General features: G+C 44.6%; 21 protein-coding genes, 2 tRNA genes and 1 pseudogene. 14 read left to right on the top strand and 10 right to left on the bottom strand.

Annotated features, from left to right (window positions below; genetic code table 11):
• Window positions 1-77 precede the first annotated feature (77 nt).
• The 7 genes and pseudogenes from FKN16_RS04480 to FKN16_RS04450 all read right to left on the bottom strand — a co-directional run bounded on the left by FKN16_RS04480 (window position 78) and on the right by FKN16_RS04450 (window position 8,856).
• Window positions 78-1,874 (bottom strand): aminopeptidase P family protein, encoded by a 1,797-nt coding sequence (locus tag FKN16_RS04480; RefSeq protein ID WP_170902095.1) that lies wholly within the window; start codon window positions 1,872-1,874, stop codon window positions 78-80.
• Window positions 1,874-2,866: an oligopeptide/dipeptide ABC transporter ATP-binding protein gene (locus FKN16_RS04475; protein WP_170902094.1), complete on the bottom strand. Its 993-nt coding sequence runs from the start codon at window positions 2,864-2,866 to the stop codon at window positions 1,874-1,876. Before FKN16_RS04475 ends, FKN16_RS04480 begins: the two co-directional genes overlap by 1 nt.
• Window positions 2,867-2,875: 9 nt before the next feature.
• Window positions 2,876-3,859: an oligopeptide/dipeptide ABC transporter ATP-binding protein gene (locus tag FKN16_RS04470; RefSeq protein ID WP_170902093.1), complete on the bottom strand. Its 984-nt coding sequence runs from the start codon at window positions 3,857-3,859 to the stop codon at window positions 2,876-2,878.
• 10 nt (window positions 3,860-3,869) lie between these two features.
• Entirely contained in the window at window positions 3,870-4,802 is a 933-nt protein-coding gene (locus tag FKN16_RS04465; RefSeq protein ID WP_145532198.1) for an ABC transporter permease subunit, read from the bottom strand.
• A 9-nt stretch (window positions 4,803-4,811) separates the two neighbouring features.
• The gene (gene oppB, locus FKN16_RS04460; RefSeq protein WP_005377838.1) at window positions 4,812-5,732 is read right to left on the bottom strand and encodes an oligopeptide ABC transporter permease OppB; all 921 of its coding nucleotides are present in this window, start codon (window positions 5,730-5,732) and stop codon (window positions 4,812-4,814) included.
• A 144-nt stretch (window positions 5,733-5,876) separates the two neighbouring features.
• A pseudogene (locus FKN16_RS04455) lies at window positions 5,877-7,487 on the bottom strand (peptide ABC transporter substrate-binding protein).
• Between the two features lie 262 nt (window positions 7,488-7,749).
• Entirely contained in the window at window positions 7,750-8,856 is a 1,107-nt protein-coding gene (locus FKN16_RS04450; protein ID WP_170902092.1) for a M20/M25/M40 family metallo-hydrolase, read from the bottom strand.
• 538 nt (window positions 8,857-9,394) lie between these two features.
• Here FKN16_RS04450 and hppD point away from each other — a divergent pair.
• The 8 genes from hppD to FKN16_RS04410 all read left to right on the top strand — a co-directional run bounded on the left by hppD (window position 9,395) and on the right by FKN16_RS04410 (window position 15,001).
• Window positions 9,395-10,468 carry a 4-hydroxyphenylpyruvate dioxygenase gene (gene hppD / locus FKN16_RS04445; protein ID WP_005377835.1) on the top strand — a complete coding sequence of 358 codons (1,074 nt, stop codon included), beginning with the start codon at window positions 9,395-9,397 and terminating at the stop codon, window positions 10,466-10,468.
• Window positions 10,461-11,591 carry a homogentisate 1,2-dioxygenase gene (locus FKN16_RS04440; RefSeq protein WP_170902091.1) on the top strand — a complete coding sequence of 377 codons (1,131 nt, stop codon included), beginning with the start codon at window positions 10,461-10,463 and terminating at the stop codon, window positions 11,589-11,591. Before hppD ends, FKN16_RS04440 begins: the two co-directional genes overlap by 8 nt.
• A 9-nt stretch (window positions 11,592-11,600) precedes the next feature.
• A complete protein-coding gene (locus FKN16_RS04435) occupies window positions 11,601-12,638 on the top strand; it encodes a fumarylacetoacetate hydrolase family protein (protein WP_170902090.1) in 1,038 nt (345 codons plus the stop codon).
• Window positions 12,639-12,659: 21 nt separating this feature from the next.
• On the top strand, window positions 12,660-13,328 hold the full coding sequence (gene maiA / locus FKN16_RS04430; RefSeq protein ID WP_139060207.1) for a maleylacetoacetate isomerase: 669 nt from the start codon (window positions 12,660-12,662) through the stop codon (window positions 13,326-13,328).
• Between the two features lie 194 nt (window positions 13,329-13,522).
• Window positions 13,523-14,182: a DUF2726 domain-containing protein gene (locus FKN16_RS04425; protein ID WP_134646748.1), complete on the top strand. Its 660-nt coding sequence runs from the start codon at window positions 13,523-13,525 to the stop codon at window positions 14,180-14,182.
• A 120-nt stretch (window positions 14,183-14,302) separates the two neighbouring features.
• The gene (locus FKN16_RS04420; protein ID WP_005377830.1) at window positions 14,303-14,641 is read left to right on the top strand and encodes a hypothetical protein; all 339 of its coding nucleotides are present in this window, start codon (window positions 14,303-14,305) and stop codon (window positions 14,639-14,641) included.
• Window positions 14,642-14,814: 173 nt separating this feature from the next.
• Window positions 14,815-14,891 (top strand) — tRNA-Val (locus tag FKN16_RS04415).
• Window positions 14,892-14,924: 33 nt separating this feature from the next.
• A tRNA-Val gene (locus FKN16_RS04410) sits at window positions 14,925-15,001 on the top strand.
• Between the two features lie 138 nt (window positions 15,002-15,139).
• On the opposite strand, the gene FKN16_RS04405 is transcribed toward FKN16_RS04410, so the two are convergent.
• Complete coding sequence (locus tag FKN16_RS04405; protein WP_074191235.1) at window positions 15,140-15,436, bottom strand: YkgJ family cysteine cluster protein; 297 nt, start codon at window positions 15,434-15,436, stop codon at window positions 15,140-15,142.
• Between the two features lie 222 nt (window positions 15,437-15,658).
• Window positions 15,659-16,105: a DUF3291 domain-containing protein gene (locus FKN16_RS04400; protein ID WP_046874876.1), complete on the bottom strand. Its 447-nt coding sequence runs from the start codon at window positions 16,103-16,105 to the stop codon at window positions 15,659-15,661.
• Window positions 16,106-16,495: 390 nt separating this feature from the next.
• Here FKN16_RS04400 and FKN16_RS04395 point away from each other — a divergent pair, with 390 nt between their 5' ends.
• On the top strand, window positions 16,496-17,992 hold the full coding sequence (locus FKN16_RS04395; protein ID WP_170902089.1) for an EAL domain-containing protein: 1,497 nt from the start codon (window positions 16,496-16,498) through the stop codon (window positions 17,990-17,992).
• A gap of 173 nt (window positions 17,993-18,165) precedes the next feature.
• Here FKN16_RS04395 and FKN16_RS04390 read toward each other — a convergent pair whose 3' ends face one another.
• Window positions 18,166-19,053 carry a DMT family transporter gene (locus FKN16_RS04390; RefSeq protein ID WP_170902088.1) on the bottom strand — a complete coding sequence of 296 codons (888 nt, stop codon included), beginning with the start codon at window positions 19,051-19,053 and terminating at the stop codon, window positions 18,166-18,168.
• 109 nt (window positions 19,054-19,162) lie between these two features.
• Here FKN16_RS04390 and FKN16_RS04385 point away from each other — a divergent pair, with 109 nt between their 5' ends.
• The 5 genes from FKN16_RS04385 to FKN16_RS04365 all read left to right on the top strand — a co-directional run bounded on the left by FKN16_RS04385 (window position 19,163) and on the right by FKN16_RS04365 (window position 21,878).
• On the top strand, window positions 19,163-19,645 hold the full coding sequence (locus FKN16_RS04385; protein WP_005393451.1) for a MarR family transcriptional regulator: 483 nt from the start codon (window positions 19,163-19,165) through the stop codon (window positions 19,643-19,645).
• 24 nt (window positions 19,646-19,669) lie between these two features.
• On the top strand, window positions 19,670-20,023 hold the full coding sequence (locus FKN16_RS04380) for an MmcQ/YjbR family DNA-binding protein (protein ID WP_170902087.1): 354 nt from the start codon (window positions 19,670-19,672) through the stop codon (window positions 20,021-20,023).
• 77 nt (window positions 20,024-20,100) lie between these two features.
• A complete protein-coding gene (locus FKN16_RS04375) occupies window positions 20,101-20,535 on the top strand; it encodes an Mpo1-like protein (RefSeq protein ID WP_012841889.1) in 435 nt (144 codons plus the stop codon).
• Between the two features lie 208 nt (window positions 20,536-20,743).
• Window positions 20,744-21,055 (top strand): hypothetical protein, encoded by a 312-nt coding sequence (locus FKN16_RS04370; protein WP_170902086.1) that lies wholly within the window; start codon window positions 20,744-20,746, stop codon window positions 21,053-21,055.
• A 208-nt stretch (window positions 21,056-21,263) separates the two neighbouring features.
• Window positions 21,264-21,878, top strand: coding sequence for a sugar O-acetyltransferase (locus FKN16_RS04365; RefSeq protein ID WP_114322405.1), 615 nt, complete (start codon window positions 21,264-21,266; stop codon window positions 21,876-21,878).
• Window positions 21,879-21,896: the final 18 nt, after the last annotated feature.

The following is a 21,896-nucleotide window of genomic DNA, read 5'->3' as shown; positions in this document are numbered from 1 at the left end:
ATAAAAAAACCAGCCCGAAGGCTGGCAAACAAGGAGTTTGAGATGAAAATGAAAACGTTATAAAACTTGCTTATATTCTATTTCTCAATAAGTTGGGTTGTGCTTTGAAGCCAGTTTTTATCTTGCGCATAAAGAAAAGGGCTAAGCGCTTGATAGACACGTGAATGGTAATGATTGAGCCAGTCTAGCTCTGCTTGATCTAGCATTGATAAATCAAGGGCGTTGGTCGCAATTGGAGCAAGAGTGATGGTCTCAAAACCGTAGAACGTGCCGAACTCATTTTGTTCTACTTCTACAACTTTAAGAATGTTCTCTATTCTTACTCCGTACTCACCTTCGCGATACACGCCTGGTTCATTAGTAATGACCATACCCGGTTTTAGCTCAACCTCGCGGTGGCTTTGCGAGAAATTTTGTGGGCCTTCGTGAACATTCAAGCAAATGCCCACGCCGTGTCCAGTGCCGCACTTGTAATCAATACCATGTTGCCATAAGACGCCACGCGCCATGATATCAAGATTGGCACCCGTAGAGCCTTTCATGAATCGAGTCTGAGTCAGTCGGATGACCGCTTTGAGCACCAAGGTATAATCTTTGCGCTGCTTAATGGTCGGTGACCCGAAGTGGAAAGTACGGGTGATGTCTGTTGTCCCGCCAAGGTATTGACCACCAGAATCGACGAGAAAGAAGTTGCTTTCATTGACTACTGCATTGCTTTCTTCATCGGCGGCATAATGCATTTTTGCCCCGTGAGCTGCGAAGCCTGCAATAGTGCGGAAACTGTCACTTACATAATGTCGGGTTTGACGGCGATAGTGATTCAGTTGTGCCTCAGCAGACAATTCTGTAACGAGTCCGCTTGGAACTTGCTCTTCTAGCCAGTTCATAAACCTTACGATTGCCACACCATCGTCTGTTAATGCCTGTTCTAGGCTAGTTAGCTCGGTCGCATTTTTTATGGCCTTCATTGCCGTTACAGGGCAAGCCATTGGCTTTAGATTCACATTCCGTTCAATCGAACTCACCAATAAGCTGTCTGTGTGGGTCGGGCTAAAAGCGAGCGATAATCCCTCACATTGCTGATTCAAATACTGACTTACGTAGTTGTAATGGCGAATGTGTACACTTTGCTCGGTCAACGACTTTTCAACGTCTTGAGGCAGTTTGGCTTTATCAATAAACAGCGTCGCAAGTGATTGCTCTACGATTAGATAGGCTTCAGAAACTGGGCAGTAATTCGTATCACCACCTCGAATATTCATTGTCCACATGACATCATCTAGCGTTGACACTAATAAGCTATCTACTTGGTTCTCGGTTAACCAAGAACGGATTCTCGCTAACTTATTTTCTGTGTCAACGCCAGCAAAAGCGGTGGGGTGCTCGAATACGGGAGCACTTGGGCGAGGTGGTCGTTCAAGCCAAATCGGTGTGAGTAAATCCAGGTCGAGAATGATCTTAATGCTTTTCGTTTCAAAGGCTTGTTTGAGGCCTTGATAAAAAGCGTAACTGATGGCGCGCCCGTCAACCGCGACAATACTGTTTTCTGGGAGCGTGGTAGCCAGCCATTTGGCAATTGTCGGCGTTTCTGGTTGTTTGGCTTTAAACAGTTCAAGTCCTGTCCCGTGTAACTGTTCTTCAGCTTGAATATAGTAACGACCATCAGTCCACAGGCCACCACCTTGTTGGGTAATGACGACATCGCCTGCTGAGCCGGTAAAACCTGAAATCCAGCTTCGCGCTAACCAATGATCCGCTGAGTATTCGCTGTTATGCGAGTCATTGTTGGTCACGATATATGCAGACACGTTGTGAAAGGACATTGCCTCACGCAATAACGTAAGGCGTTGGTTTACTGAGTTAGTATTGTTCATTAAATGGTTCCTAAAGTTATATTTGAGCAATAGATATGATGCTGCTCCGAGCCTGTTTTTATTGGGCTCTGTTGCTCGCATACTTCTGTGGCTTCTGGGCATCGAGTACGAAAAACGCAACCGCTCGGTGGGTTAAGTGGAGAAGGGAGATCGCCGGGCAATAGTTGTATCTCGCGGTCACGTGCTAATTGCGGATTAGCTATCGGGACAGCAGATAACAGTGCTTTAGTGTAGGGGTGTTGAGCATCATCAAATACTTTATCGTAACGTCCTACTTCCATAGGTTTACCAAGATACATCACCATAACGCGGTCGCTGATGTGGCGCACCACGCTTAAGTCGTGCGCAATCATCACCAGTGTTAACCCCATTTCTTGTTTAAGATCGTCTAGAAGATTGATGACCTGAGCTTGTATGGATACATCTAGCGCACTAACAGGTTCATCACACACGACCAAATCTGGATTGAGAATTAACGCTCTTGCAATGCCCACACGCTGGCATTGACCTCCGGAAAATTCATGTGGATAGCGGTTTCGCTGGCTCGCCAAGAGACCCTCTTTATCCATCATAGCGATGACACGCTTTTCTACCTCTGCCCGTTTAAGTTGTGGCTCGTGGGTGAGCAGTGGTTCGGCGATGCATTCTGAGATGGTTAATCTCGGATTCAAACAAGCGGATGGGTCTTGAAACACCATCTGAAATTCTCTACGTCGAGAGGAAAGCTCTTTCTTACTAAACCCGCGCATGTCTTGACCTTTCCAAGTCAACTCGCCATGTGTAGGTTCAATTAAGCGAAGTAAGGCGCGTGCAAGCGTTGATTTTCCGCAGCCTGATTCCCCCACAATGCCAAGTGTTTCGCCTCGATAAACATCTAAGTCGATACCATTGACCGCTTTCACGATTTTACGTCGACTTGGAATAAGGTGACGCGACACAGGAAAGTGGACGTTTAAATCACGAGCAGACATGAGGACTTCTTTTTTATTCATAACGCCTCCTTAAGCTTTTATTTGAATAGGAGTGATAACACTGGGTGCGTTAACGTGACAGGCAATGGACTGGCTCGTGTTTAATGGAGAAAACCGTGGGGTTTCGTATTGGCAACGCGTCTCTCGATGCTCGCACCGCTCTCTAAACGGACACCCTTTATGGTTAATCAACGCACTTGGTGGGTTACCTGGGATGGTTGGTAAACGTGGCATATCTTCAGTGATAGAAGGAATAGCCTTTAGCAGGCCTTGAGTATAGGGGTGCGCAGGTTGAGCGAACAATGTCTCGGTATCGGATTGCTCCATTTTTTGACCACCATACATGACCAATACGCGATCACACATCTCGGCGACGACGCCCATGTCGTGAGTGATCAGTAAAATAGCCGTGTTGAACTCTTGTTGTAAGTCTCGTAATAGCGTCAAAATTTGAGCCTGAACGGTCACATCCAGCGCGGTGGTTGGTTCGTCTGCAATTAGCAACTTGGGCTTACACAACAACGCCATCGCTATCATGATTCGCTGACGCATTCCGCCAGATAGCTCGTGAGGGTATTGATTCATCCGAGTTTCGGGAGAGGGAATACGCACCGCATCCAACATGTGAATCGATTCAACTTTTGCTTGTTTTCGGCTCATTCCTTTATGAATCATGAGAACTTCACAAAGCTGTTTGCCAATTTTCATGAATGGATTGAGTGACGTCATCGGATCTTGAAAGATCATTCCGATTTTCTCTGCACGGATGCGGTTGAGCTGCTTTTTCGACATCGCGAGTAAATCATCACCGTGGAACATCGCGCTGCCAGACACGGCGCCGTTGTCCGCGGTTAACCCCATTAATGCGAAAACAGACTGGCTTTTTCCCGAACCTGATTCCCCAACAATCCCAAGAGTTTCGCCCGCTTTAATCGAGTAGGAGAGATTACTGACCGCTTGCACTTGCCCATCTGGCGTATCGAAGCGCACGTTCATGTTTTCAATAGATAGCATGGGTTTGTCCTTATCGGTCTTTCGGGTCAAGAGCATCACGTAAGCCATCGCCGATGAAGTTAAAACAAAAGAGGGTGGCAACTAAAAACAGAGATGGAAAAAGCAGCATCCACAATGCAACGTCAATCGTTTTTGCGCCTTCGGAAATTAGGATTCCCCAGCTCGTGTCGGGTGGTTGAACACCAAGCCCTAAGAAGCTTAAAAACGATTCGAACATAATGAATCCTGGTACCATTAAGGAGGAATAAACCATCACGATCCCAAGCACATTCGGCAGAACATGGCGTCGGACAATTGTCAATTTAGAAACCCCAATAGAGTGTGCGGCTTCGATGAACTCTCGCTTTTTGAGACCGAAGGTGACACCACGTACAACACGGGCAATGCCCAGCCAAGATACCATTCCGATCACGATAAAAATCAGGTAGATGTTGTTGCCAAAAAGGGTAACAAACAGGATAACCATAAACATAAATGGCACCGAATCGAGCACCTCAATAATGCGCATCATTACGCTGTCGACAACGCCGCCAAGATAGCCGGAAATACTTCCCCAAATCGTACCAATAACAACGGCGACTAAGGCGCCAACAAAACCTACCAAAATAGAAAGCCTGCCGCCTTGCATCGTGCGAGCAAAGACATCTTGCCCGAGGTCATCAGTACCAAAGTAATGGCCACTGCTCAGTGAAGGTTTTCCTAGCTCGTATGGATCGATGAGCATTTCCCAGTCAATTTCATCATGGCCAAAAGCGGCAAGAGAGGGGCCGAAGGTAATGCATAAGGTAATGAACGCCAAAACATACACTGATGTCATCGCGGCTCTGTTTTTACGAAATCGAGTCCATGCATCTTGCCAAAGACTGCGACCTTCGACGGCTTCAATATTGTCGACGACTTGATCTTGAAGAGCTTGTGTATCCAGTTTTTTGATCGTTAACATGCCGGACTCCTAAACGCGTATACGAGGGTCGATAATCGTGTATAGCAAGTCGACCACAAGGTTAAAGAAGATAGTGAGTGAAGCGACAATCAGAGTAATACCCATTACTAGGCCGTAGTCGCGGTTGAGAGCCCCAGACACAAAGTGTTGTCCCATGCCACCTGTACCAAAGAAAATGTCGATAATCACCGATCCTGTCACAACAGACACAAACGCAGGGCCGAGCATCGCAACGACGGGAATCAGGGATGGTCGCAAAGCGTGATGGAATAAAATGTAGGTTGTGGACAAACCTTTGGCTTTTGCCGTTCGAATGTATGGTTGGTTGAGCGTTTCAATCATTGCGCCACGCATGACGCGTGCAATACTCGCAATGGAGCCAATCGCTAAGCTGAGCACGGGAAGAACAAGAAAAGCCAGCTTTCCTCCTTCCCAACCACCAGCAGGGAACCAGCCAAGCTGAATAGCGAAAATCATGACTAAAACCGGAGCAAGCACGAAAGCTGGAACCACAACTCCTGTCATCGAAAGTGTCATCAGGCCGTAATCTAGGCGGCTATTTCGGTTCAATGCCGCAATGGTGCCAAGTAACATGCCAAGTGGAACGGAGATACAAAAAGAGAGTACGCCTAATACTGCTGAAACTGGCCATGATTGTGCGACGAGCTGTGTAACACTGAAGTCTTGATAAACGAAGCTCGGACCGAGATCCCCTTGTATGAAATTACCAATGTAAATCCAAAACTGAGTAAGGAAGGGCTGGTCCAAATGGAATTTTGCTTCGATATTCGCACGTACCACTTCTGGCATAGGCCGTTCCATATCAAATGGTCCCCCTGGTGCAATGTGCATCAGCCAAAATGATACGAGTGCGATGAATAGAAGCGTGGGGATAGCGATAGCTAATCGCTTAACAATGTACCAAATCATGATCCATCATCCTTTGGTCATCCGAAATCACTTCGAACGGTTATGATTAAAAAATGGTCTGAGCTCAGGTTGCCTTCTCCACCGAGAGATATGAGGAACGACAAGTAAACATTGAACTTGCCGACTCAGACCGAAAACATGCTTTTAGTGGGCTTTTACATAGACATTCTTGCGGTAGTACGACGACTCAGGGTTTGTCAGTTCGTAGCCGCCCACGTAAGGCTTGATGAGGTATTGATCGTTACCCGGACGATAAATAGGTATAATGGCCATGTCTTCAATCAGCATGCTTTCTGCTTGTAGATACAGTTCTGATGGATTGCTCATGGTCTTTGATCGAGCCATTAACTCGTCGTATTGCGGGTTGTTGTAACGAGAATCGTTGTACTCGCCACTAGAAATGAAGATATCCAACCATGTAGAGGCTTCATTGTAGTCGGCCGTCCAGCCGCCGCGAGTAATGTCGGTCGGCTCTTTAAGTGCGTAGAACACTTTCGGTTCTAGCTGTTTTATTGTGACTTGCGCACCCAAACGGCTTTTCCACATACCTGCCATGGTCGTTGCCATTTTTACGTCCATCGAGAAAGTTGGTACGGTAAACGTTAACTTAAGCGGATTGCTTTTATCGTATCCAGCTTCTGACAGTAATTGCTGCGCTTTTTCGATACGTTTATGGCGGTTCCAAGTTGCGAACTCAGGAGTGTGAGATTTAAAACCATCTGTTTGAGGTGGCACAAGGGTATACATTGGAACCCCACCGTTTCTCAAAATAGCACTCGTTAACAGTTGACGGTCAATGGCATATGAGAGGGCTTTACGGACCCGCACGTCTTTTGTTGGTCCTTGTTGAGTGTTGAGGTAATAGAATGTGGAGCCAAGAGACGCACTGGTGCTTGCCACTTCTTGTGGGCGTTGTTGAATTAACTTTTTCTTCTGAGCGGCAGGAATGGAAACCGCTTGGTCTATCTCACCGGCTAGGTAGCGGTTTAGCACTACGTTTGCATCACCAATTGGTAGCTAGGTGACTTTTTCCAGCACTACATTGCTTGCGTCCCAGTAATGTGGGTTTTTAACCATCACCATTTTTTCGTTAACTTTCCATTCAGAGACAGTAAACGCACCATTTGTAACGATATGCTCAGGCTGGGTCCAGCGGTTGCCATGTTTTTCTACGGTCGCTTTATGAACGGGTGCAAGCACGGGATGACTTAATAGTTTCGTAAAGAAGGGAATAGGCGCTTCGAGTGTTACCTGGAACGTTTTTTCATCCAGCGCCTTCACGCCCAAGGACTCAGGATCGGATTCGCCCTTCATAATGGCTTGCGAGTTTTCGATATTTGGAATGGCGGCAAACCAAGCGTACGGTGAAGCAGTGCTTGGATTCAGTAAGCGTTGCCAGCTGTAGACAAAATCTTGCGCAGTGACCGTTTCGCCATTTGACCATTTTGCATCACGTAAGTGGAAGGTATAAACCGTATTGTTGTCATTGATTGACCAAGACTCAGCAACACCAGGAATGGTTTTACCTTGCTTATCTTGAATTACCAGACCTTCAAACAGGTCTCGGCCGAGATTAAAAGCGGGCTCTGCGGCTTGCTTGGCTGGGTCAATAGAAGTAACTTCAGCCCCATTGTTTAGCGTAATTTCCTGTGTCTCATCGAGGGTCACACCTGCGGGATACGGCGCGGCATAGCTTGATGTTGCCAGTATTGGATTCATCATCGACGCTAACAAAAGCAACTTAGGTAATTTCATCCTTGTCTCACTCTTTTCATCCTGAAAGATGCTAGAAATGTATATTGTATAAATTGTCCACACAATCGAGTTTTAACAATGTTGTAACAGGGTGCCAAATGTTGGGCTATTTGGTCTCAAAAAGTGAGCTGGGGGGGATTGATATGGAGCTGGTGTTAAGTCTGCATTACGGGGTAGGCTTTGTTTCGCGCAAATAAAAAATCCCCTTCAAGCGCGCGCTAAAAGGGGAGGGTAGTTCGTCTGCTCTTCAAAAGGTACGACGTTAACTGACTAGGAAATGTTTTACGAACTCAGTGATTTTGACCATATCACTTACCGCGATAAACTCTTCTGTCGTGTGTACTTTTGCCATGCCAGTTGAAAGATTGACCGTTGTGAGACCTTTCTTGTTAAAGTTGTTAGCATCGCTACCGCCGCCAGTGCCTTTTGTGAAAGCCTCAATTCCCAACTCTGCAAACGCCGCTTTTATAGCGCTAACGTGTGGGTGGTTTTCTTCAATAACAAATGCATCGTAGGCTCGGCTAGATTCAATGTCGACTTCTGCACCGTGTTTTTCACAGACAGACTCTAATGTTGAGATCATATGATTGACCTGAGCATCTAGTTTATCACCATTCAGGGAGCGTGCTTCTGCCACGATTTTTAATTCAGGCATGACAATGTTTGTGGCCTGACCGCCGTTCACTATACCGATGTTGGCTGTCGTTTCTTCGTCGATGCGAAGCAGCTTCATTTGGTTGATAGCATCTGCCGCCACCATGATCGCACTGATGCCTTCTTCTGGCGCAAGCCCTGCATGTGCTGGTCGACCTTTGATTGTTGCCACGATTTTTTGCTGGCCTGGGGCTGCGGTCACAATAGTGCCAATAGGACCACCCGTATCTAACACGATTGCTTCCGTTGAAGTGACGTGTGACATATCGAAGTATTGTGAACCGAATAAACCGCCTTCTTCATACACGGTAAAAGCAAGCTCTAACGTTTTGTGCTCACGGTTTTCCGCTTGAATACAACGAACGGCTTCCATGATGGCAGCAATACCAGATTTATCATCGCCACCAAGAATCGTATTGCCTTTTGAACGGATAACGCCGTCTTCGATGATTGGCTCAATGCCAATACCTGGAGTGACCGTATCCATATGACAGCTCATTAGGATAGAGCCGTCTTTTTTGCCGTCTAAACGGGCGTACAGGTTAAAGCCGTTAGAAATGTGCTCAGGCACTGGAAGTTTGTGCACGGTAAAGCCTAGGTCGCCTAGCTGCTCTGCCAGTGTTTCTGCAATTTGTTTTTCGTTTTTTGATTCGCTGTCGATACGTACTAGTTGGCAAAAATGTTCAACTAAGCGTTCTTGATTGATGTGTGTCATTAGATGTCTCTTTTTCTGATCGAGCGTGAAGCCTTGTGGCTCGGCTCGATAGGGAACAGAGCACCACTTATGGCACAGTTACTTTTGAATAAAACTGAGGTGAATCAATAAAGGGGTATCCATGACACGATTCTGACCGATGAGCCTTTCGAACTGTATGAAGCGTCACGAAACATTACTTTTGATGTTTTGCAGGAGCAAATGAATAAATCGGATAGAGATAGGGTGCAATAGATTTTCCATCCCCTTTTACTTTTTGAGTTACGTTGCCAAGATAAAATGCCAAAGTAACAAGTTATTTACATTTTATGTGTTGACGTAAAGCCGAAAATATCAATCTAATATATTGAAAATAAGCAGTTTATTTGATGTTTACGAAAGTGGATTCGACGCGCCTCCTGTGTGTAACATATATTTTACAATTATGCGTAAAAATCGCCAAGGTAAAGATTTCTCCCCACGTATTCCAATTTCTCAAGACCTGCGCCAAGTTAGAAAAATAAGTCTAAACAAAAGCTACTGAGACAAGGAGAAAGTCATGGTTGATGCATATAACCCACTAGGAACAGACGGATTTGAGTTTGTTGAATATACCGCTGCAGACAACAAAGGCATTCAACAGCTTAAAGATCTGTTTATATCGTTAGGTTTTGCGGAAATCGCAAAGCATCGCTCAAAAGAAGCATGGTTATATCGACAAGGTGACATTAGCTTTATTGTGAATGCGCAGCCGCATAGCCAAGCTGAGGGATTCGCCAAAGTTCACGGTCCGTCGGTTTGTGGCATGGCATTTCGTGTGAAAGACGCCACCGTTGCTCTGGCGCATGCGTTAGAGAATGGCGGTAAAGAATATAAAACGGAAATTGGGCCGATGGAGCTTAGCATTCCTGCTATTTATGGCATCGGTGAAAGCTTGCTTTATTTTGTCGATCGTTATGGAAAGCAGAGCATTTATGATGTCGATTTTCGTTTTTATGATGATGCTGATGAGCGTTTATCAAAAGCGAATGTTGGTCTTTACGAAATCGACCACTTAACGCACAACGTTAAGCAAGGCAACATGGATGTCTGGTCTGGTTTCTATGAGCGCATTGGTAACTTCCGCGAAATTCGTTATTTCGATATCGAAGGTAAGCTGACTGGTCTTGTCAGCCGTGCGATGACCGCACCTTGCGGCAAAATCCGAATTCCTATCAATGAGTCGTCAGATGATAAATCGCAGATTGAAGAGTTTATCCGTGAATACAATGGCGAAGGTATTCAACACATCGCATTGACCACAGACGACATCTACGAAACGGTCAAAACCTTGCGTGAGCGAGGCATGGACTTTATGCCAACGCCAGATACTTATTACGAGAAAGTCGATCAGCGTGTTGAAGGCCATGGTGAAGATGTAAGCAAGCTTCGTGATTTGCAGATTCTTATTGATGGTGCGCCAACGAAAGATGGCATCTTGCTACAAATCTTTACTCAAACCGTTATCGGCCCTGTGTTCTTCGAAATCATCCAACGTAAAGGCAATGAAGGCTTTGGCGAGGGTAACTTCAAAGCGTTGTTTGAATCGATAGAAGAAGACCAAATTCGCCGAGGAGTATTGAGCGATGCATAAATGGATCACATTCCCTCACCGGGAGGGAGTGTGCTCTAAACAAGCGCATGCTGACTTCCCGGAAGAGGCAATTTATGAACGTGAGGCAGGTCGAAGTGGTTTTTTTGGCCCCGCAACACATTTTCATCATCAACATGCCCCAACGGGGTGGTCTGAGTGGGAGGGCGAGCTACGTCCACGAGCATTCGATTTTAATCTAGTCGAGAAAGCAAGCCACATTACCCCTTGGGCAGTCCCGCATCTATTACACAACGCGAATTGTAAAGTTCGTGTTTGGCGTATGGATGAAAAAATGGACTTCTTGGTGAGAAACGCTGATGGCGACGAACTGCTATTCATCCACCAAGGTACGGCAGATCTCTACTGTGATTATGGTCATTTGAAAGTGAGCGAAGGGGATTATGTCATGATCCCACGCTCAACGAGCTGGCGTTTAGAGCCAAGCGAGCCGATGTTCATTCTGATGATCGAAAACACCGATGCGGCTTATACATTGCCCGAAAAAGGCATGGTTGGAAACCACGCGGTGTTTGATCCAGCGGTTTTGGAAACGCCGTCGATCAACGATCAGTTCCGTGCTCAATATTCTGAGAATCAAACACAGGTTCAGGTGAAACGCCACGATAAAGTCAGTGTTATCACTTACCCATTCAACCCGTTGGATGCGATTGGCTGGCATGGTGATTTGGCGGTAGTAAAAGTGAACTGGCGTGATATTCGTCCACTTATGTCACATCGTTACCACTTACCGCCTTCTGCACATACTACATTTGTAGGAGCAGGATTTGTGGTGTGCACCTTTGTTCCTCGTCCGATTGAAAGTGATCCCGGAGCGCTCAAAGTACCGTTCTATCACAACAATGACGATTATGACGAAGTCTTGTTCTACCATGCAGGTGACTTCTTTAGTCGTGACAACATTGAAGCGGGTATGGTGACATTCCATCCAGCAGGTTTTACACATGGTCCTCACCCGAGAGCTTTCAAAGCAGGGCGAGAGCATAAGAAGACTTTTACCGACGAAGTCGCGGTGATGATAGATACGCGCCACGCGCTTCAGTTCTCGGATGAACTGGAAAAAGTAGAAAACAAAGAATACGTCTATAGCTGGCAAGAGAAGTAAGAGGCAAGGATGAAATTAGCAACCAAGAAAAATGGCACTCGTGACGGTTTGTTGATGGTCGTGAGCAAAGACTTAACGCGCTGCGTACCTGCGACAGAAATTTTCCACCCAATGAATTTGGCAGCGACGATGCAGGTGGCACTTGATAACTGGGATGCGCTAGCACCGCAACTGGAAGAGCTGTACGTCGCACTGAACAACGGTACGGTCGCGGGGTATGAAGAGTTTGAAGCGCATTACTGCGAGTCGCCGCTTCCTCGCGCTTATCAGTGGGCTGATGGCAGTGCTTACGTAAACCACGTTGAGTTGGTTAGAAAAGCTCGCGGCGCTGAAATGCCTGAAAGTTTTTGGACGGATCCGTTGATGTACCAAGGAGGCTCTGATGCCTTTATTGGTCCTTGTGACAACATCGAGTTTGCCAGCGATGAATGGGGTATTGATTTCGAAGGCGAAGTTGCTGTGGTAACTGGTGACGTACCAATGGGCGCAAGTGTTGCAGAGGCTCAGGAGTCGATTCGTTTGATCATGCTGGTGAATGATGTCTCACTGCGTGGCCTAATTCCCGCAGAATTAGCTAAAGGGTTTGGCTTTTTCCAATCTAAACCTTCTTCTGCGTTTTCTCCTGTGGCAGTAACACCTGACGAATTAGGCGATGCGTGGTACGAAAACAAAGTGCATTTACCATTGGTCTCGACATACAACCACAAGCCGTTTGGTCGCCCAAATGCGGGTATCGATATGACGTTTGATTTTGCAGACTTAATTGTTCATGCGACTAAAACGCGCCCGCTATCTGCTGGGGCGATTATTGGCTCAGGTACGGTATCCAACAAGCAGGGAACGGAACATGGCACTTCGATTGAGGAGGGTGGTGTTGGTTATTCATGTATCGCGGAAGTTCGCATGATTGAAACCATTCGTGATGGTAAACCGTCGACTAACTTCATGTCGTTTGGCGACTCAATCAAACTGGAAATGTTCGATGCGGATGGCAACAACATCTTTGGCTCGATTGACCAACAAGTTAGTCAATATCTCAAGCATTAAGAGCGCCAGATGGGAAACGATATGAGCGATAGCATGGTTTTGTATGGATATTGGCGGTCTTCAGCGGCGTATCGTGTGCGTATTTGTTTGAATCTTAAAGAGTTATCGTATGATTCAAAATCGGTACACTTGGTGCGCAATGGTGGCGAACAACACAGTGACGAGTACCATGAGTTAAACGCTTCTGAACTGGTTCCTGTGCTGGTGGATGGGGAGGTTCAGTTAACCCAGTCACTGGCCATCATTCAATACTTAGAAGAACGCTATCCGGATGTCACTGTGATCCCCGAGCAAACGCCGCTACGATATCAAGCACTAGCTTTGGCTCAGGATATTGCAATGGAGATTCATCCCCTGAATAACTTGAGAGTTCTACAGTATTTAGAGGGGGAGTTAGCTTGCGAGCCAGAGCGCAAAGTCGCTTGGATTCATCACTGGATTCACAAAGGTTTTACAGCATTAGAAGAGAAACTTCAGAAGCATCGTAAACTAAATGGTGATTGTAAGTTTAGTCTGACAAGCTCGCCATCTATTGTCGATATTTGTCTGGTACCACAATTTTATAACGCACAACGCTTTGGTGTAGATACTTCTCTTTACCCAACCATTAACGCTGTTGTACAAGCATGTAATCAATTGCCTGCATTTATTGATGCGATGCCAGAGAATCAGCCAGACGCTAATAGTTGATTCTTAGCATCATAATGTATTAACAAAATTTAAACGAGCCAATCCGAGTGTGTGATTGGCTCGTTTTTATTGGGGATCCAAATTTTCTGTTTCTCGCTATCGTCGTGGCTCCTCAAAATTGCGAGGTTTTGTTGCTCTGCATAGCATTTCCATTTACGCTTTGAGTAACGAGTTGTTTTGGATGCACTTTATTTATGACCAACATTTTTATCATTGTTGTTCTTCTGGTTTTATTCTTCTTTGTTATTCAAAAGTACGTGATTAAGCACGACGACACGCGTGATTATCCTTATCGCTCGAAAGGACCGCTACTCAGGGGGCAAGAGAGCGCATTCTATAATGCGTTGAGGGCAGCGGTAGGTGAACATGCGGTGGTATTCGCGAAAGTAAACATGTCCAGTTTGGTTACGCCAAAAGAAATCAAAAATAAGAAGCAGTTTTTTGTCGCGAACAATCGCATATCTCGAAGTTATTTTGATTACGTTATTTGTGATCCTAGGACGCTAGAGCCGCGTGTGATCGTTGAATTGGATAACGGGCAAGAGTTAAGCAAGGGCAAGGTAGAAAGACAAAAGTTACTGATTCATGTTTGTAAGACGGCCAACCTGCCTTTAATCGGCGCTTCTGTAAAGCACAGTTATCAAGTCGGGCGATTACGTCGTTTGCTTGCTGCACACATTGATTTGATTGAGCCTGACAAGGAAGTACGCTTTTGTAAAAAATGCGGCAGTCCGATGATCATTAAAACCGCAAGCCAAGGTGAATTCAAAGGTCGACGCTTCTTTACTTGCAGCCGCCAACCAAATTGTACTTACACCGAGAATTACAATGTGGTGTTTGATTCGGACGACTAAAGACGACAGTTGAACAGCAAAACGGATGAGGCTTTGATTCGAGATAATCAAAGCCTTTTTTGTATCAGTCCCCAAGGCAAGACCTATACTTTGAAAAAGAGTGCAGAATAGGGAAGCCATATGCGATACGGATGGATTTTGTCAGCGTTGTTCATCGCATCTAATGTTAGTGCGATACCTAATTTGAAACCACTGGAGTGTGAGTTAACGGAGACACCCCAAGATCATTTCTTGTTTTACCGAGAGCAAATGGTTTACCACAGTGAGCAGTTTGTTATATTTCAAAACTTCAAAGGCAGGGTGAGCACTCAAGTGGACGTCAAAACAGGAGAGTTGATCCGTACAACCTATATCGGCGAACCATTTAAACCTAAATATCAGATTTTGTTTGGTACTTGCCCTAAGGTATCGCAAACCTTACAGATTTGGATGCTCAGTGAAGTGCCTTACGACAATTAAGTGAAAAAGTTATATAGATCACACTTTTAAACCCTGCAGGCTCAGTCCTTGTCGATAAAATCATCTGAAAACGCGTGTTGAGTTTACATTTTCGCCAAACGGTTCAAAGTTGGTAAATTTGTGCTTGCACCGTCGTTCGCTTATAGCTAATATCCTCGTCGTTCCAGAGAAATGCGTCCGTAGCTCAGCTGGTTAGAGTATCGCCTTGACATGGCGGGGGTCGGTGGTTCGAGTCCACTCGGACGCACCATTCTGAATTGAATGGATAGGAACATAAAAATTTGGGTCCGTAGCTCAGTTGGTTAGAGTACTACCTTGACATGGTAGGGGTCGGCGATTCGAGTTCGCCCGGACCCACCAAATTTTAGAAAAAGCCCACCAAACGGTGGGCTTTTTTGTATCCATAATTTGTTGATACTCAGATTTAAACACCTTATTTTTCCTTTGCACACCCTCTACAAATACTCCGCATTGCCATCAGTGTAAATTTGAGTGGTTTTACAAGAATTTAACTCGCTCATCTAAACATTCATTGGAGCCCATTTCGAATTCGCGGCAAATCCAAGGCCTATTTTCGTAAATCGTACACATTAATGTGTCTCTGTCTAAAGCTGCACACCAACCATCATTTAGCCGCATCATTGTTTCGCCTCCATACTGGTCACGCGCAATAAACTCTTCAGGTACGCCAGTATCAGAAATAATCATAACCTCGAGACGGCAACAACAAGCCTTACAGTTAGAGCAAGATACATCAGAGGGCAGGGGAGAGGGAGTCTTAGTTGGTATAATCATGAATAACTACAATTTGGTCAATTGTGCATGGTACCGTAAATTTAGCACGAATGAACTTTATTTCTGAAATAGAACACCCTATTAACGATAAACCAAGTGAACGCATTTTATGCGTTCACTTGCCCGCCTTTCCGAGTAAGTCGGTAGAACTGACAGTGATTCACACCAATTAACCTTATAGTCAGTATAAATTTGAACGCGATTTTTTGTTATACACGTACTTTACACAAGATCTGCTTCTGTAAAGTTTGTTTTAAATGTGAAAGCAAATGGCGTATCTCCGTTTTCGCGCAAATGCTGAAGGCGTAACAAGGCTTCTTGTGGTGTTGGTATATAACCGTCTTCTACCCACCACAGAACATAGCTATCCTCCGCTAAACGATGAAACCATTCGCTTTTTCGGCGCATGAAATCTCTATGACCGGTACGAAACATAAAGTTTTTAAGTGAGTCAGTACTTTCCCAAATAGACATGTTTACAATCATGTTCGGGTCATCAAATAATTTAATGCTTGTTGCATCGCCGGAGTCGTCTTTTAGACGCCAGATAAAGCCTTCACTTTCTTCAGCTATACCATTAATTAAGTCCAAATTGTCTACGAACTCTTTAATTTCTGGTGCATCCAAAGGGTATTTAGCAAGCGCAATATTTAATTGAGCTAATTTCATTTCATGACCCTCCCTGGTCGATAAGCCTGTAATGCTGGTAAAAAGCTCTAAGTAGCTTTTCCTATTTTATCATGCAGTGTGTTGCTAGTGCTTCCAAAGGTCAATTAGAAAGTTAGTGACTGTGGCAAGTCATTGGATGGCAAAAAAGTCGTTTTATACATTGGTTATGTTGAGCATAAGCCCCTCTTTTCTCGCGATTATCGTCGGTAAGTCTCATTCAAGAGAGTTGCTATCTTGGATATGCAGCAGTACTCTCATTTTTTCTGTGGCAAGCCTTGCACTTCTATACTTCTTATTGAGATTCGATCCTCACTTTTTGGTGTGTAAACGTGAGATAGTGTTCATGTCACTCTTTAATTTAAGTTGTTTGGCTGAACGTTAGGAGGAGCTTTGATTACGAAGATAACAAGAAATGCCATTTTGCTTGGCCTAGTTCCCATTGCAGTTTTTGTTGTGGCTTTTAATTCAATAGCCAATTTTTACATCAGCTATATCAAAGAGACTAAAATAGACACCTATGTCGATTATTTACACCAACGATCCATGTATTTGGATGAGGCGATTGTAAAGCAGGTTGCGCAGTTAGATTTCACGTGCAGTAATAGTGATGTTAGAACATTACGCGACCCACGTTTTTATAACCATTACATCCGTTTTATTGCGATGGAAACGAGTGACGGTAAAACATGCTCCACGATTGGTCGTGAAGTATCTCATTTATCCAATGCGCAACGATTTCAGCTTGGCGAAAACTTTTTTGTATCACTTATTTTACCGGAACACCAAGATCAAGTTGAGTGGATGGTCATTTATGAAAATGAACATGTTGAAGTTGTCTGGGTTCTCGATAATAGTTGGGTTAAAGAAGTGATCAAAACGCCTTGTGAAGACTGTTTGTTCGTCGAGTTTATATATGATGAGCCTGTATTTGGAGATTTAACAATAAGTCGAGGAAAACCAGCCATTGCAGCAGAAGAAGCGGCAGTTTCAAAGGAGTTATTCTTCTCGGCTGATTCTCAAGCCAATATGCTCATCAAAATACACAGTGGCGAGAAACTGAAGAGCTATGCTCAGGAAAGAGTCTTTCTATGGGGAGGCCTAGCCAGTGTGCTTATGGGGCTGGCTCTTGCGTTTGTATATGTGTCCAGTAAGAGCTTGAGAAAGTCTATCAAAGGCTTGATCCAGAATGGGATTAATAATGCGGAATTTGTCCCTTATTACCAAGCGATTGTCGATAGCCGTGATGGTGTAACAGTGGGGTATGAAGCACTGATTCGGTGGTCTCGCCGTGAGGGTATGGTGCCCCCAAACATGTTCATCGGCGCTGCAGAAGAAAGTGGTCTGATTGTCCCAATGACGAATCAGCTTATTCGTAAAATCATACAAGATCTTAGTGTGTTACCTGAGCATGTGTGGGTCAGCATCAATATTGTTTCTTCCCATTTAGAGTCAGGTGAACTCACCAAGTTACTGTCAGAACTGAATTGGCCATGTCCGAAGAGAGTGCATTTTGAGTTGACCGAGCGAATTCCTGTAAAAGATACAGAGGCAGCGAAAAAAGAGATTTTGTATCTGGCGAATAAAGGCTACAAGTTCAAAATTGACGATTTTGGGACTGGGTATGGCGGCTTTTCTTATTTGCAAGATCTGGGTATCCGATGCTTGAAAGTGGATAAGATGTTCATCGACCCAATAGGCTCTGATGACCAAAAATTGAAAGTGTTGGATTCTATTGTCTCGGCAGCACAGAAAGCGGAATGTGAGATGATTGCAGAAGGTGTAGAGAGCGAGGCTCAAGTCGCGTATTTGGCTCAGCATTCTATTTACCATATTCAAGGGTATGTCTACGCTAAACCAGAGGCTATTAACAACCTTGTGATGACTTAAAGCAAGGCATAATGGGGCGTATTCATTATTAAAGGTGTCTTTCGGCACCTTTTTTATTGCTGAACCTTTTTGGGTTCACTGTTCGATAAAACACCTGTTGAAGTCTTAGAATTCAAACGGAGTTTACAGAGAATATGAACGCCCGATTCTAGCATCGGGCGTTAGGATTTTACTTAGGAAGAAAGGGCGGCTTTTTTAGTTTTTAATGAAGCGATTAATTGAGGTAGCAATGACATAACAATCATCCCTAGCATCAAGCTGTATTGGAGAGGGGTGAAAGTCTCACCTAATAGCAGCAAACCTGACACAATGCCCGCAACGGGGTTGGCAATGCCACCAAAAGTAAAGTCAACGACCGACATACGCTGCAATAGCCAAACATACATGCCGTAGCCTAATGCAGTGTTCAGAATGATCACCCACAGCAGCCCAAGGGTGTTCGTCATTGATAAGTTTTGAACGGCCGTAACGTATGGCTCTGGATTGTTTATTGCCAGCACGCTTGTTGCGACAGACATAATCACACCACCCAAAATGAGCTGCCATGTTAATACTGTCCACCAATGCATTTTCGTTCCTAGTGATTTCGTTACGCTACTGCCTATCACAATACACATGATGGCGGAGATCATCGCCAGCAAACCCATAGGGTTGAGCGAAATAGAGCTAGGATCAAATAAGAACCAAGCCAAAGCAATCAAAGTCGCTCCACCTATTGCCTGTATTGCGCTCGGCTGGCGCTTATAGACTGCCCAGCCAAACAGCATCGCAAAAACGGGCACTGATACCATACCGACACCTGAGATCGCAGAAGGAAGCGTCAACGCCATGACAAAAATGAGACCAAAGAAGCAAGCGATGTTGATAGTTCCTAAAACAAGCAGCACTTTCCATTCACTCTTTTTCGGGAAAGATGGCTTTATTGCGAGGAGCAAAAGACCCGCAGGCAATGCTCTTAGCGCACCAAGTAAAACGGGAGGCCAGTCCGGAAGCGTAAACTGAGTAACAGCATAAGTTGTCCCCCAAAAAAAAGCCGGGATCATTGCAAGCAAAATGTTCATGTTAAATATCTTTACGTTGAGATAATTAATTGTAAAGATATCGGTAAGGTTACTTTTTGTAAAGTATCTTTATGTTAAAATAAAAATTAATGACGTTTGGAGAGAAACCATGGACGCAATTGATAGAGTGGTAGAGCAGTGGGCTAAGGAGAAGCCAGAGCTCGACACTGAACCGATGGCAATTATGGGTCGGCTAATGCGAATTGCTAAGCACATGGAGTGTCGGGTCGCTGACCTACATAAGAAGTACGATCTTAAGATGGGTGAATTTGATGTGTTGGCGACACTTCGCCGAGCAGGTTCACCATACTGCCTTACTCCCTCGGCGCTAATTGATTCGATGATGCTCACTTCGGGCGCGATGACGAACCGATTAGATAAACTCGAGAAGAAAGGCTTTATTACCAGAACACACAGTAAAGAAGATAGACGCAGTGTCACCGTTGAGTTAACCGAAAAGGGCTTAACCTTAATTGACAAGTTGATCTTAGAGCATGTGGACGTTCAGCAATCGCTGCTACATGGTTTAGAAGGCAATGAGAAAGCGCAGGTTAACCAGGCGTTAAGGCTACTATTGCCTTTGTTTGAGTAAAAGATACAGGAAGGGTGGGACGGAATGAGAAGCAAAGAGTTAGAAGGTTATTTAAGTACCTTTATGTGTGCAGAGAGTGATTTCCCATTTGGTCCAGAAGCGCTTGTATACAAAATCAAAGGTAAAATGTTTGCGATTATTGCAGAGAGAAACGGTCGGGAGTATGTCAGCGTAAAAGTAAAACCAGAAGATGGAGAAGTCTTAGCATCGCAGTTTACGGACATCACTCCTGGTTATCACCTAAATAAGCGTCACTGGATAACGGTTTATTTTAATGGTGATGTGGAAGATGGATTGATTCAGGATTTATGTGAACGCTCTTATACTCTCGTCGTTGCCAAACTACCAAAAGTGCAACGAGCATTGCTTGGTCAGTAATAGCTATTACAGAAAAATTCGCACCTTTTCCATCCTCAAGCTATATAAGAATAAGTAGGCGGAAAAGTAGGAATGATATGCGAGCATTATCTGAATGGCTAAAAGAATATGGGGAGAGCCATCAAAACCCCATCAACCAAAAGATTCACACAATCGCAGTTCCGGGTATTTACCTATCTGTGGTAGGTCTAATTTGGTCAATTCCTCAAATCTCCATCTTGGGTTTCGAGTTTAACTGGGTCTGGATTGCTGTCATACCTGTATGGGTTTTCTATTTTCGTTTGTCTCTCAGCGTCTTTATGATGATGTTAGGGTATACATTAGCGTGCATCGGCCTGATATGGTCTTTGGAGGTATTGGCGCTGCCCGTACTGCATATTTCGATGCTCCTATTCGGTGTACTGTGGATCTTGCAGTTCATTGGTCACAAAATAGAAGGGAAGAAACCGTCTTTTTTCGAAGATTTGCAGTTTCTTCTTATTGGTCCAATTTGGGTGTTCCGAAAACATTAACTCACTCCGTAATTAACAAGCTGATATCTCCCTGTATTGCGCGATCATGCTAGCGTCCATAAAGTCGTAAAATGCGCAGCATGATGTGCCGCTTTCTCATTGCCATGACAAGCATTCGCTTCTAATTCACACTATCATTAGAGTGCAGCTAAAGCCTGTTACTTTGCCTGAATGTTTGTGGCTAGTGACATTGTCACTTGGGGGATGAATGTACGACCGACAACATAAATATGCCTATTGGCGAGAAGAGCGTAAAAAAGGCAAAAGGCATTACATCACGAAGTCTTTTTTTATGATTTGTTGCGCACTATTGCTTGGTAAAGTCATTGGTTTATTCATTTTTGGTGAGCTGCACTCCCTGAGTGATATTTTGGAGCAACTGCCCGCGGATCTTTTTATCATGATGCTAGTGGGCTTCCCGGTTAGTGTTATCGGCTGGTATCACGAGGAGTCGAAGTTTTTCCGAGCGTTACGACGTAAAGAAAAGCGCTTGAAAATGAAACGAGATAAACAAAGCTAACTCTGCATCGAGCTTTGTGTTATTTACTCGTCTGATTCACATATTTCTTTCAAGTTATTCGGTATTTTGCGTTAGGCCTCGCAAGCATGTCATTAAACTTATTGCAAAAAACGACATCATACATTCTGTTAGTCAATCTCGACAGGAACTCGTATTGCGAGGTGTTCCAGCAGCCTGAAGCTACTGGTCAGATAGAACGGAGGATATTATGGATAGTGAATCAATGCTTCATAGTCAGAAAATATATTTTTGTAATGATGAAGCGTTAGTCGAGCAGCAAACACAGTGTTTAGAAGTTCTTTACGATTACAACCAAACTCGGCCTTCTGAATCTGAAAAGCGTACAGAAATATTACGACGTTTGCTCGGCGCTGTTGGTGACAACTGCTATTTTGAGCCGCCGCTTCGAGCGAATTGGGGGAGGCATACATACGTTGGTGATAACGTGTATGCAAACTTTAACTTAACCCTAGTCGATGATACGTATATCTACATTGGCAATAGTGTCATGATTGGGCCCAATGTGACACTAGCAACGGCAGGCCACCCGATTGAACCAGAGCTCAGAAGAGAAGTTGCGCAATTCAATATCCCTATTCATATTGGTGATAATGTATGGATTGGCGCTAACTCAGTGGTATTGCCTGGCGTCAAGATTGGAGAAAACAGCGTAATTGGTGCCGGTAGTGTGGTAACAAAAGATATTCCAAGTAATGTTGTTGCGGTAGGGAACCCGTGTCGTGTATTGCGAGAGATAGGCGAACATGACAAAGAATTCTATTACAAAGAGCGTCAAATCACGCACAACATGTATCAACGATAACAAAGGTAAATGCCCACG

It is taken from the genome of Vibrio sp. 11-4(1) (genome assembly GCF_013048625.1).
Taxonomy (GTDB): domain Bacteria; phylum Pseudomonadota; class Gammaproteobacteria; order Enterobacterales; family Vibrionaceae; genus Vibrio; species Vibrio diabolicus.
Note: the sequence above shows the minus strand (reverse complement) of the source record. Positions and strands in the feature narration are given on the sequence as shown.

Bases quoted from the DNA above. Each gene is read 5' to 3' on its own strand.
- FKN16_RS04400 (WP_046874876.1), bottom strand. From the start codon at position 16,105: ATGAAATTAGCTCAATTAAATATTGCGCTTGCTAAATACCCTTTGGAT.
- FKN16_RS04380 (WP_170902087.1), top strand. From the start codon at position 19,670: ATGAGAAGCAAAGAGTTAGAAGGTTATTTAAGTACCTTTATGTGTGCA.
- FKN16_RS04405 (WP_074191235.1), bottom strand. From the start codon at position 15,436: ATGATTATACCAACTAAGACTCCCTCTCCCCTGCCCTCTGATGTATCT.
- FKN16_RS04425 (WP_134646748.1), top strand. From the start codon at position 13,523: ATGACCAACATTTTTATCATTGTTGTTCTTCTGGTTTTATTCTTCTTT.
- maiA (WP_139060207.1), top strand. From the start codon at position 12,660: ATGAGCGATAGCATGGTTTTGTATGGATATTGGCGGTCTTCAGCGGCG.
- FKN16_RS04440 (WP_170902091.1), top strand. From the start codon at position 10,461: ATGCATAAATGGATCACATTCCCTCACCGGGAGGGAGTGTGCTCTAAA.
- FKN16_RS04465 (WP_145532198.1), bottom strand. From the start codon at position 4,802: ATGTTAACGATCAAAAAACTGGATACACAAGCTCTTCAAGATCAAGTC.
- hppD (WP_005377835.1), top strand. From the start codon at position 9,395: ATGGTTGATGCATATAACCCACTAGGAACAGACGGATTTGAGTTTGTT.
- FKN16_RS04435 (WP_170902090.1), top strand. From the start codon at position 11,601: ATGAAATTAGCAACCAAGAAAAATGGCACTCGTGACGGTTTGTTGATG.
- FKN16_RS04385 (WP_005393451.1), top strand. From the start codon at position 19,163: ATGGACGCAATTGATAGAGTGGTAGAGCAGTGGGCTAAGGAGAAGCCA.
- FKN16_RS04420 (WP_005377830.1), top strand. From the start codon at position 14,303: ATGCGATACGGATGGATTTTGTCAGCGTTGTTCATCGCATCTAATGTT.
- FKN16_RS04375 (WP_012841889.1), top strand. From the start codon at position 20,101: ATGCGAGCATTATCTGAATGGCTAAAAGAATATGGGGAGAGCCATCAA.
- FKN16_RS04390 (WP_170902088.1), bottom strand. From the start codon at position 19,053: ATGAACATTTTGCTTGCAATGATCCCGGCTTTTTTTTGGGGGACAACT.
- FKN16_RS04370 (WP_170902086.1), top strand. From the start codon at position 20,744: ATGTACGACCGACAACATAAATATGCCTATTGGCGAGAAGAGCGTAAA.
- FKN16_RS04470 (WP_170902093.1), bottom strand. From the start codon at position 3,859: ATGCTATCTATTGAAAACATGAACGTGCGCTTCGATACGCCAGATGGG.
- FKN16_RS04365 (WP_114322405.1), top strand. From the start codon at position 21,264: ATGGATAGTGAATCAATGCTTCATAGTCAGAAAATATATTTTTGTAAT.
- FKN16_RS04450 (WP_170902092.1), bottom strand. From the start codon at position 8,856: ATGACACACATCAATCAAGAACGCTTAGTTGAACATTTTTGCCAACTA.
- FKN16_RS04480 (WP_170902095.1), bottom strand. From the start codon at position 1,874: ATGAACAATACTAACTCAGTAAACCAACGCCTTACGTTATTGCGTGAG.
- oppB (WP_005377838.1), bottom strand. From the start codon at position 5,732: ATGATTTGGTACATTGTTAAGCGATTAGCTATCGCTATCCCCACGCTT.
- FKN16_RS04475 (WP_170902094.1), bottom strand. From the start codon at position 2,866: ATGAATAAAAAAGAAGTCCTCATGTCTGCTCGTGATTTAAACGTCCAC.